Source organism: Uliginosibacterium paludis (assembly GCF_039631355.1).
Taxonomy (GTDB): domain Bacteria; phylum Pseudomonadota; class Gammaproteobacteria; order Burkholderiales; family Rhodocyclaceae; genus Uliginosibacterium; species Uliginosibacterium paludis.
The window spans coordinates 2,501-5,000 of the sequence record NZ_JBDIVF010000020.1 but is presented as its reverse complement, the minus strand read 5'-3'; the positions used below and the strand labels follow the sequence as shown (position 1 = coordinate 5,000).

At 53.4% G+C, this 2,500-nt stretch carries 1 rRNA gene (only partly in view); it reads right to left on the bottom strand.

Annotated elements, in window-relative coordinates:
- Positions 1-2,500 (bottom strand): 23S ribosomal RNA (locus ABDB87_RS20330) (it extends past both window edges: 366 nt to the left, 21 nt to the right).

The following is a 2,500-nucleotide window of genomic DNA, read 5'->3' as shown; positions in this document are numbered from 1 at the left end:
GACCGGCTACAGCCCCAGGATGTGATGAGCCGACATCGAGGTGCCAAACTCCGCCGTCGATGTGAACTCTTGGGCGGAATCAGCCTGTTATCCCCAGAGTACCTTTTATCCGTTGAGCGATGGCCCTTCCATACAGAACCACCGGATCACTATGTCCTGCTTTCGCACCTGCTCGACTTGTCGGTCTCGCAGTCAAGCCGCCTTTTGCCATTGCACTATCAGTACGATGTCCGACCGTACCTAGGCGACCTTCGAACTCCTCCGTTACCTTTTGGGAGGAGACCGCCCCAGTCAAACTGCCTACCATGCACGGTCCCCGATCCGGATTCACGGACCAAGGTTAGAACCTCAACGACACCAGGGTGGTATTTCAAGGACGGCTCCACGAGAACTAGCGTCCTCGCTTCAAAGCCTCCCACCTATCCTACACAAGTCCCGTCAAAGTCCAATGCAAAGCTGCAGTAAAGGTTCATGGGGTCTTTCCGTCTAGCCGCGGGGAGATTGCATCTTCACAAACATTTCAACTTCGCTGAGTCTCAGGAGGAGACAGTGTGGCCATCGTTACGCCATTCGTGCAGGTCGGAACTTACCCGACAAGGAATTTCGCTACCTTAGGACCGTTATAGTTACGGCCGCCGTTTACCGGGGCTTCGATCAAGAGCTTGCACCCCATCACTTAACCTTCCGGCACCGGGCAGGCGTCACACCCTATACGTCATCTTTCGATTTTGCAGAGTGCTGTGTTTTTAATAAACAGTCGCAGCCACCGATTCTCTGCGGCCTCGTCGCCCTTCGATTGTTCATCTACAAGCTACAGAGGCATACCTTCTCCCGAAGTTACGGTATCAATTTGCCGAGTTCCTTCTCCTGAGTTCTCTCAAGCGCCTTGGTATTTTCAACCTGCCCACCTGTGTCGGTTTGCGGTACGGTCGATTCTTGACTGAAGCTTAGAGGCTTTTCCTGGAAGCAGGGTATCAACCACTTCGTCTGCAAGCAGACTCGTTATCACCTCTCAGCTAAGCTCTCCGGATTTGCCTAAAGAGCACGCCTACGGGCTTGAACCAGGACATCCAACGCCTGGCTGGCCTAACCTTCTCCGTCCCCCCATCGCATCAAGAACCGGTACAGGAATATTCACCTGTTTCCCATCGACTACGCATTTCTGCCTCGCCTTAGGGGCCGACTCACCCTACGCCGATGAACGTTGCGTAGGAAACCTTGGGCTTTCGGCGAACGAGCTTTTCACTCGTTTTATCGCTACTCATGTCAGCATTCGCACTTCCGATACCTCCAGCAGACCTCTCGATCCACCTTCGCAGGCTTACGGAACGCTCCCCTACCACACGTACAAAGTACGCATCCGCAGCTTCGGTTCATGGTTTGAGCCCCGTTACATCTTCCGCGCAGGACGACTCGACTAGTGAGCTATTACGCTTTCTTTAAAGGGTGGCTGCTTCTAAGCCAACCTCCTAGCTGTCTATGCCTTCCCACCTCGTTTTCCACTTAACCATGCATTTGGGACCTTAGCTGGCGGTCTGGGTTGTTTCCCTCTTGACACCGGACGTTAGCACCCGATGTCTGTCTGCCGTATATCACTTTGCGGTATTCGGAGTTTGCTATCGCGAGGTAGATCGCAATGACCCCCTCAACGATTACAGTGCTCTACCCCCGCAAGTGTCCGTACGACGCACTACCTAAATAGTTTTCGGGGAGAACCAGCTATCTCCAGATTTGTTTAGCCTTTCACCCCTATCCACAGCTCATCCCCTAACTTTTCAACGTTAGTGGGTTCGGACCTCCAGTACCTGTTACGGCACCTTCATCCTGGCCATGGATAGATCATCTGGTTTCGGGTCTACGCCGTGCGACTGATTCGCCCTTATCAGACTCGCTTTCGCTACGCCTCCCCTATTCGGTTAAGCTCGCCACACAACGTAAGTCGCTGACCCATTATACAAAAGGTACGCAGTCACCCCTTACGAGGCTCCCACTGTTTGTATGCACGCGGTTTCAGGATCTATTTCACTCCCCTCCCGGGGTTCTTTTCGCCTTTCCCTCACGGTACTTGTTCACTATCGGTCGATCACGAGTATTTAGCCTTGGAGGATGGTCCCCCCATGTTCAGACAGGGTTTCTCGTGCCCCGCCCTACTTGTCGTACGCTCAGTACCATCCAGTTGTTTTCGCATACGGGGCTATCACCCACTATCGCCGGACTTTCCAGACCGTTCTGCTAACAATTGAATTATCACGTACAGGCTCTTCCCCGTTCGCTCGCCACTACTCAGGGAATCTCGGTTGATTTCTTTTCCTCGGGGTACTTAGATGTTTCAGTTCTCCCGGTTCGCCTCCGCTGACCTATGTATTCAGTCAGGGATCCTCATTGCTGAGGGGGTTTCCCCATTCGGACATCTGCGGATCAAAGCTTCATTGCCAGCTCCCCGCAGCTTTTCGCAGGCTTGCACGTCCTTCATCGCCTGTGATCGCCAAGGCATCCACCA